We start from the raw sequence: 5068 nt of genomic DNA, 5'->3' as shown, positions 1-5068 counted from the left end.
CCAGTTAGTGTGGTGGTTCGGGAATTCCGAGGTAAAAGAGTCTGTCTGCAAGGGATGTACGATCGAACACGAGCATATTCACGGCTAGATGGGTAAGTCTGGATCGCAATTATGTGGTTAATCGATCGACAACTTGCTGATTGCACCATTCTACCGATCGATCGGGGTGCTTGCTTTTGACTTTGGATAGCAGCCACTGCGCTTGGGAGCGATCTCCACCGCAGAGCGATATGAGTTCTGGTGTGGGATTTAGTAGTTCGGTGGTTGTAGATCTGGGCTGGAGCGTATCTTCATCGACTGGCCGATCTGTTTGCGATCGATCGAGATCGCCGTTTACCGCTTTATCTACTGCCAACGAGCATTCTTTTCGCGTCAGCAGTTGATATGTTTGCATGGCATCAATCCCAATCCAGAGAAAGTATAGCGCACCAATTTTGCAATAAAGCCCATAAGATGTAAACCCACCAGTAAACAGGCCGTGGAGCACACTCACGCTAAGATAGCCAAACATCAACCTGCTACACAATAGACTGTAGCGAGAGATGCCATAACCCATCCCAAAGATAAATAGTACTTCTAAAATCCAATAAAATCCCGCTCCCGATCTGGCACTATCGTATCCCGCGATATTGGCAACTAGCTGACCTACCAGCCAAGCAATCGGGATCGCCACTCCAGTTAAAACGGTAACTAATACAGCATTCTTGATTCGCTTGCGAGCTGTTTCGACAGCGATGAGATAATCGAGGTCGGCCAGCTTCTCTTGTTTGGTAGCAGAATCCATAGAATTTTTGAATGAGGTCTATCTCATTAACATTCACCAAAAGTAGCTGGATTCGATCGGATCTGAGTCAAAATTGAAATCCTGCGCTGTGTTATCGAGATTCGATCGACGATCGTTTAACCTGCGCTCACAACGTACTCAAACCCCGATCGCAATTGACATGAATCAAGTTAGGAATTTAGTAGGCATCCCGATTGCCGGCATCATTCTCACCGCTACATTACCAGCGTGGGGCTTATCCGCCAGCCAAGTCGCACAAGTATCGAAAGCGATAACAGTTGAAATCAAGACCGAAAACTCGATCGGTTCTGGCGTATTAGTAGCCAAGAGCGATCGCGGATACACGGTACTTACTGCCGCTCATGTGGTGCGCGACGAGCAAACATATCAACTGATTGCCCCCGACGGACGTAGCTATGGGATCGATCGATCGAAAATTAAAATCTTGCCTGGTGCGGATCTAGCCTTAGTATCATTCGCGAGCAATCAGCCTTATCGGACGGTGAAAGTCAGACAGGCAAATGCGATCGCCGAAGGTTCGACGGTGTACGTTGGTGGTTTTCCCCTGACGACTCGATCGATTAGCAAACCGTTGTTTAATTTTACCGAAGGGCGGGTAACAGCTAGTAGCAAGCAGCCGTTGAAAGATGGTTATGGGTTAGTCTATACCAACTTAACTTTGCCAGGGATGAGCGGTGGTAGCGTCCTCAACGACCAAGGCGAGTTAATTGCCATTCACGGTCGCGGCGATGTGGAAAAAAGCACTGAAGCTTCGGCGATTAACTCAGATATTCGAGTCAAAACTGGCTTTAATTTGGGCATTTTGGCAAGCGTGTTCGTACCGTTAGCGACGCAAAATGGCGTGCGATTGGAGGTGGCGACAGCGAAGATCGAAACTAACGATCTCGGTAGCGATGCCTTGGTGAGTGCGGCAGTCAAAATCCAGTCGGGGGATTATCAGGGTGCCTTAGGTGACTTGAATCGATCGATCGTCGCCAATCCCAAAAAGGCTGCGGCGTATTATATGCGGGCGAATATCTATCAGAACCTTGGCGATCGATCCCAAGTCCTCTCAGACTTGAACCGCGCGATCGAATTAGATAATAAAAATGCCAGTGCTTATTATCAACGCGGCAATATTTTGTATTTTAACCAAGACTATCGTAAGGCTGCGGCAGATTTCAATCGGACGACTGCCCTCGAACCAAAATACATTCAAGCATACTTAATGTTGGCAATTACAGCACAGGTACAGGGAGATTTACCAGCAGCACAGGCGGCTTATACCAAGATGATTGCCATCGATCCCCAAAATACGCTGGCTTACGAAAATCGGGCTGGCATCAAGGTCCAGCTCCGCGATTTTCCAGGGGCGATCGCCGATTTTTCTCAGGTAATTAGGATTGCACCGGACAATATTAGTGCTTATGATACGCGGGCAAACTTTCGCAAAGTGACTGGCGATATTAGTGGGGCAATTGCTGACTATGGCAAAATTATTCAGCTCAGTCCTAATAATTTACGGGCATATTCATACCGTGCGGCAATTTATCGAGAGCGCAAAGAATGGACATTGGCACTCAAAGACTATGCCAGTATTGCCAAAATTAATCCTAATGAAGAGGAAGCCTACACCGAGCAGTTAAAGATTTACGAGCAGCTTAAGGATTATCGCGGGATTATCAAAGCTCTCGATGGTGCGATCCGGTTAGATCCGAAACGAGCGTATTATTTTGCCGATCGAGCCAGAGCGAAACTAGAACTCAAAGATCGCACAGGAGCGATCGCCGATTTTCGCCAAGCGATCGCGTTGCACCGCCAGCAGGGCGATACTTCTACGGTCGAGTCACTAACGGAAGAAGTTCGCAGGCTGACTGGGCAAAAATAATCGCAGGGAGAGCGGGGAGCTTTGTACATACAAGTCGGATAGACTTCGTTTTGAGATCTGAATCCCCCAAACCCCCTTAACAAGGGGGCTAAGATCGGGTTCTTAGTCCCCCTTGTTAAGGTGGATTTAGGGGGATTTCACCAATTTCGCCTCTAGCCAGAGATGTATATACACCGTAGGCGCGTGGGGATCGAGGAAAGTACTGTGGCGATCGACTCACAAGTCATCCCAGCCCATTCGCGATTGTAGTAGCAATTTATACTTCGATCGACTGGAGTGATGGTTCGAGCAGGGGGTTGCGAATAACTGCTATGATAAACACGATCTTATTCTTAACAACAACAAGGCGAAGAATAATATGGCGCAAGCACCTGTAGCTCCAGTGGTGCTAGTTATTCTAGACGGTTGGGGATACCGTCCAGATATCCACGGCAATGCGATCGCGCAAGCTCAAACACCTCACATCGACAGCCTGTGGGCTGCTTACCCACACACCTTAATCGATACATCTGGACGAGCAGTAGGATTGCCAGACGGACAGATGGGCAACTCGGAAGTCGGACATCTGAATATCGGCGCGGGGAGAATCGTCCCCCAAGAATTAGTCAGAATTTCCGATGCCGTTCGAGACAAGAGTATTTTACAAAATGCCGCTCTGGTCAAAGTTTGTGAAAATGTCAAACAGAGGAACAGCAAACTCCACCTCCTCGGACTCTGTTCCGATGGCGGCGTGCATTCCCATCTCGATCATTTAATTGGCTTGCTCGAACTCGCTCGCGATCGAGATATTACCGAAGTTTGCATCCATGTCATTACCGACGGACGCGATACGGATCCGCGCGATGGCTTGCAAGCTGTCACCAAAATTGAAGATGCCATCGCCCAGCTCGGCGTAGGTAAAATCGTAACGATTGGCGGTCGCTACTACGCACTCGATCGCGATAATCGCTGGGATCGCGTCAAATTAGCCTACGATGTGATGACTCAAGCTGGCGAAGGTAGCGGCGAAAGTGCCACTGATGTCCTCACCCAGAGTTATGCCGCCGACACAACCGACGAATTCGTCAGCCCGACGAGAATTGCTCCAGGCGCGATCGAATCAGGCGACGGGTTGATTTTCTTTAACTTCCGTCCCGATCGAGCGCGACAGCTCGCTAGTGCCCTAGTTAGTCCACATTTTACAGGCTTTATTCGATCGCAAATTACCCCGCTGACGGTGGCGACGTTTACTCAATACGACTCGACACTGCCCGTCCTGGTGGCCTTTGCACCGCAGCAATTGCAGCACCTCCTCGGTGAAGTCATCGCCGAACGCGGCTTCAAGCAGTTTCGGGTCGCCGAAACCGAAAAATACGCCCACGTTACCTATTTCTTTAATGGTGGTAGGGAGGAGCCGTTACCTGGTGAGGATCGCGAATTAATTCCCAGCCCCCAGGTAAGTACTTACGATCGCGCGCCAGCGATGTCGGCAGCGATCGTCACCGATACAGTCTTAGCCGCGATCGCCAAACAGATCTATACCCTGATCGTCGTCAACTATGCCAATCCCGACATGGTCGGACATACGGGCAAAATGGCACCGACGATCCAAGCGATCGAAGCCGTAGATGCCTGTATGGGCAAGCTCCTCGCAGGTGTGGGCAAAGTCGGTGGCACGACATTGATTACCGCCGATCACGGCAATGCCGAATATATGTGCGACGAAGACGATCGTCCCTGGACGGCACACACCACCAGTCAGGTACCGTTAATTTTGGTCGAAGGCGAACGTCGTCCGTTGCAAGGGCACGGTACCGACGTCACCCTCCGCGACGATGGTAAATTGGCCGATCTCGCGCCGACAATTTTGGAGATTCTCCAGATTCCCCAACCGATCGAAATGACTGGTAAATCGATGGTCGTTCCCGCCTTAGTCGAGTTCCAACAGACGCGATCGCCAATGCGGGTCGGGGTATAAGTCATCTCGGCACGCCCCGAACTTGCGTAAAATGGCTGGGGAAGCGATCGAGACACTAGCCGCGATCGCTTCCCCAGCTTACTGTTTAGACGGATCTAGCTCACTAATAGTATCTTCAGCAAAGATCGAGATACAATAGGTTAAAGATTATTAAGACTGAGAATTGCTGAATGAATATTATTAATATTATTGAAATTATTTGGAGTGCTTCGGCATTTGGTTTGACAGCAATGGTCTTGCTGCATAGCCCCAAGGGTGACGGGATCGGCGGTATTGGCGGTCAAGCCCAGTTATTTAGCAGCACAAAAAGTGCCGAAAGCAACCTCAACCGGATTACCTGGGGATTGTTTCTCGTCTTTATCACGCTGACAGTAATTCTCAGTGCTGGCTGGCTCACTACTGGCTCGGTGCCAGTTCCCGCACCAGTTCCCACTGTGGG

The 5068-nt window shown here is 49.8% G+C and carries 4 protein-coding genes; 3 read left to right on the top strand and 1 reads right to left on the bottom strand.

Annotated elements, in window-relative coordinates; translation table 11 throughout:
• Nucleotides 1-109: 109 nt before the first annotated feature.
• Nucleotides 110-784: a hypothetical protein gene (locus RMO84_RS18660; protein ID WP_310489939.1), complete on the bottom strand. Its 675-nt coding sequence runs from the start codon at nt 782-784 to the stop codon at nt 110-112.
• Nucleotides 785-944: 160 nt separating this feature from the next.
• On the opposite strand from RMO84_RS18660, the gene RMO84_RS18655 reads away from it, so the two are divergent.
• The 3 genes from RMO84_RS18655 to secG all read left to right on the top strand — a co-directional run.
• Nucleotides 945-2672 (top strand): trypsin-like peptidase domain-containing protein, encoded by a 1728-nt coding sequence (locus RMO84_RS18655; RefSeq protein WP_310489938.1) that lies wholly within the window; start codon nt 945-947, stop codon nt 2670-2672.
• Nucleotides 2673-3030: 358 nt separating this feature from the next.
• Complete coding sequence (gene gpmI, locus RMO84_RS18650; protein ID WP_310489937.1) at nt 3031-4629, top strand: 2,3-bisphosphoglycerate-independent phosphoglycerate mutase; 1599 nt, start codon at nt 3031-3033, stop codon at nt 4627-4629.
• A gap of 170 nt (nt 4630-4799) precedes the next feature.
• On the top strand, nt 4800-5068 hold a 269-nt coding region (secG, locus tag RMO84_RS18645; RefSeq protein WP_310489936.1), incomplete at its 3' end, for a preprotein translocase subunit SecG.

The organism is Chamaesiphon sp. VAR_69_metabat_338 (assembly GCF_031423935.1).
GTDB lineage: Bacteria > Cyanobacteriota > Cyanobacteriia > Cyanobacteriales > Chamaesiphonaceae > Chamaesiphon.
The sequence above is the reverse complement of the archived record's forward strand: the minus strand, read 5'-3'. Positions and strand labels throughout refer to the sequence as shown.